This is a genomic window from Pseudomonas sp. SST3 (assembly GCF_003325755.1).
In genome coordinates, this window is the sequence record NZ_QORI02000187.1 from 1 (window position 1) to 3,177 (window position 3,177).

At 53.8% G+C, this 3,177-nt stretch carries 2 protein-coding genes, 2 tRNA genes, 2 rRNA genes and 1 pseudogene; all 7 read right to left on the reverse strand.

Annotated features, from left to right (window positions below; all coding sequences use genetic code 11):
• Nucleotides 1-21 precede the first annotated feature (21 nt).
• Nucleotides 22-96 (reverse strand) — tRNA-Gly (locus DQ405_RS26245).
• Nucleotides 97-120: 24 nt separating this feature from the next.
• Nucleotides 121-205, reverse strand: a tRNA-Tyr gene (locus DQ405_RS26250).
• Between the two features lie 193 nt (nucleotides 206-398).
• Entirely contained in the window at nucleotides 399-797 is a 399-nt protein-coding gene (locus DQ405_RS26255; RefSeq protein ID WP_168426468.1) for a hypothetical protein, read from the reverse strand.
• A 7-nt stretch (nucleotides 798-804) separates the two neighbouring features.
• A complete protein-coding gene (locus tag DQ405_RS26260; RefSeq protein ID WP_014720156.1) occupies nucleotides 805-1,554 on the reverse strand; it encodes a pantothenate kinase in 750 nt (249 codons plus the stop codon).
• Nucleotides 1,544-2,504 (reverse strand): annotated as a pseudogene (birA, locus tag DQ405_RS26265) (bifunctional biotin--[acetyl-CoA-carboxylase] ligase/biotin operon repressor BirA). Before birA ends, DQ405_RS26260 begins: the two are co-directional and overlap by 11 nt.
• 155 nt (nucleotides 2,505-2,659) lie before the next feature.
• Nucleotides 2,660-2,775: ribosomal RNA gene (gene rrf, locus DQ405_RS26270) — 5S ribosomal RNA — on the reverse strand.
• A 156-nt stretch (nucleotides 2,776-2,931) separates the two neighbouring features.
• Nucleotides 2,932-3,177: ribosomal RNA gene (locus DQ405_RS26275) — 23S ribosomal RNA — on the reverse strand; the annotation flags it as partial.

Sequence of the window (3,177 nt, forward strand, 5' to 3'; positions counted from 1 at the left end):
ACCTTGCACAACCTGCAAACTTGGAGCGGGTAGCGGGAATCGAACCCGCATCATCAGCTTGGAAGGCTGAGGTTCTACCACTAAAACTATACCCGCGGAGCTTGCAGCTCACGCTAAAAATGGTGGAGGGGGAAGGATTCGAACCTTCGAAGTCGTAGACGTCAGATTTACAGTCTGATCCCTTTGGCCGCTCGGGAACCCCTCCTAAGCGAGCCGGCATTTTACATCACGCCGACCTTCTGTCAAGCATTTTCTCATTTAAATTATGAGGTTAGCTGCATTGACGGTCGCTTTGCACTGTAGCCCTTAAAGGTCTTCACTGCGAAGCGGGCGCCATTCTATGCAAACTATTCGAGAGTTGCAATGCCTTCACACAGCATTATTTTTATGTTTTTAACTCATTTGAATTCATTAGCAAGGCTTTCAAAGGGCAGATCGTCAGCCAGGCGACGGCTCTCAGGGGCTACACGCAACCAATAACCCGAGGCGTCCGGCGCATTCAGCAACTGTACTTTGACCTTGATATCCAGGCTGGTGAGCCTCTGCTCGAGAGAGGAGGCTTGGCGTCGATCAGTGAACCCACCGATGTACAAGCAGGTATTCTGCGCCTCTGCCGGCCTCGCTCGATCACGCCGCGCCACCGCATCTGCCGACTCACTCAGGAGGCGAATATCTTGTTGTGCCCCCCGATGGAGACTCAAGGGCGTGACATCCTTGGCCCGCAATGGCGCCTCTTGCTGATGCCAGACGTAATAGAAAACATTGAGGACCAGTAAAAGTAAAAACAGCCAGCGCATAATCACCTCAAGACAAAGGACACGCCATTGCCAAACCAACAAACACCAGATCCGGGACCAGCCGAGCTTGAGGCGCAGCATCCCTCACCAGGTCAGCATCGCCGCCAGTGAGGAAGACTGTGAAATCCTCCCCCCAATAGCCTCGCGCCAACTCGAGCTGGGTCAGCACAAACCCTCTAAGCATGAGCGTACACCCACGCTCGACGGCCTCTACGGTCGTACGACCAGGAGAGAGACGTTCCACAGCCCGCTCAGCGGCCGCGTCGTCATAGCGTATCTTGCGGGTATGGGTTCGCAGTTGATTACGCATAAGCGGCATACCCGGGCAAATAAACCCACCCAGGTGCCCACCGTCCGGACCAATAAAATCTGCTGTCGCCGCTGTACCAAAGTCGAGTACCAGGCATGCACCTGACGCCAACTTGAACGCGCCTAGCATGGCCAGCCATCGATCCATCCCCAGGCGCTGGAAGTCTTCGTAGCCGTTGCGCACTCCGCCCATTTCTTGAGCAGAGGTTGCACAGGAAACAGCAACGCCGAATGCCGCTACCAAGGCAGCTATCAGCTTATCGGTCTCCTCAAGCGCGCGAACACTCACTAACCGACAACGCGTGAGCAATAGACCAGGCAAAGCCACCAAACTATCGATCAGCGCGATATCTGAACCTGCGATACCTTCCGCGCGAACAGTTGCCTCACTCAACTCAAGAACACGCCATTTGATAAAGCTATTTCCACAGTCGAGCTCAAGAATCATCACGCAACCTCAGGCTTAACTCACCACCGCTGTATATTTTCTCAACGCCACCGACATCCAAACGCAAGGCGCCCTGACGATCCACGCCCAGCACAACCCCATCAATCTGATTGACGCCCGCGATAAGCGACACGGACTTCCCCTGCCACGCGTGATGCTGCTCCCATTCGTCTTGCAACCCTGCAAAACCCGCAGCCTTGTGTCGATCTAGGTAGGCTTGGAGTTGCAAAACCCAGTCGCGCCACCAGGTGATTGCGATCAACTGAAAAGCCCGTCTCAAGCTGCATCGAGGTCCACTGCTGATCAACATCAGCTGCCCTCTGCATATTCACATTGATACCTATCCCTAGCACAACGTGACAGATATCCGCGGGATCTCCCACCAGCTCAAGCAAGATGCCTGAGATTTTCTTGTGCCCAACCAAGACGTCGTTTGGCCACTTCAAAGCCGCGCCCTGCACACCCGACTCACGCAGAGCCTGCAGGACTGCCAGTCCTACCACCAGACTCAACCCTTCCAGTTGCCGCAGACCACCCTCAATACGCAATACAAGGCTGTAGTAAACGTTTTGCGCAAATGGGCTGACCCATTTACGGCCTCTGCGCCCCCTACCAGCCGTCTGCTGCTCCGCTAGCACAACAAAAGGTGCCGCACTACCCGCATCGACAAGACGTAAAGCCTCGGCATTAGTGGAGTCAATGGAATCGAAAATATGAACGGGCCAAGATAGGGAAGTCGCCTCCCGAGAAACCTCCTGCGCATTCAAAAATACCAATGGCGCAGCCAATCTATACCCACGACCCCGAACCTTATGGATAGGAAGATTCAATTCTGCCTCAAGATGCTGAAGCTGCTTCCACACGGCACTGCGACTAACGCCCAGGGCGGCGCCAAGCGCTTCTCCAGAATGGAACTGACCATCTTTCAGAAGTTTCAACAACGTCAGCATGCACATATCGCCTCAGAATGAGGCACGCATGATAGCCATGCGCAGGGTCATTGCATAGAAAGGGTGGATATCAGTATTGATCGACGCCCCACAAGATTTTCGAGCGCCCAAAACAAAACCCCAACTGCTTTCGCAATTGGGGTTTCGGAATTTAATCTTGACGATGACCTACTCTCACATGGGGAAACCCCACACTACCATCGGCGATGCATCGTTTCACTGCTGAGTTCGGGATGGGATCAGGTGGTTCCAATGCTCTATGGTCGTCAAGAAATTCGGGTACTGAGTCGTGGCCAGCTGGCCTCGCTTCAGCAAATTGGGTATGTGATAGATCGTGGTGTTTTGTGAGCGTCGAACTTTCGGTTCATTGCGTCTTCACACACCGCAATCTGGTCTCTCTCGAGTTCGCAAATTGCTTGGGTGTTATATGGTCAAGCCTCACGGGCAATTAGTATTGGTTAGCTCAACGCCTCACAGCGCTTACACACCCAACCTATCAACGTCGTAGTCTTCGACGGCCCTTCAGGGAACTCAAGGTTCCAGTGAGATCTCATCTTGAGGCTAGTTTCCCGCTTAGATGCTTTCAGCGGTTATCTATTCCGAACTAGCTACCCGGCAATGCCACTGGCGTGACAACCGGAACACCGAGGTTCGTCCACTCCGGTCCTCTCGT

What these genes read in the sequence shown, in the direction of transcription:
- DQ405_RS26260 (WP_014720156.1), bottom strand. Translation starts at nt 1,554, where the DNA reads ATGATTCTTGAGCTCGACTGTGGAAATAGCTTTATCAAATGGCGTGTT.
- DQ405_RS26255 (WP_168426468.1), bottom strand. Translation starts at nt 797, where the DNA reads ATGCGCTGGCTGTTTTTACTTTTACTGGTCCTCAATGTTTTCTATTAC.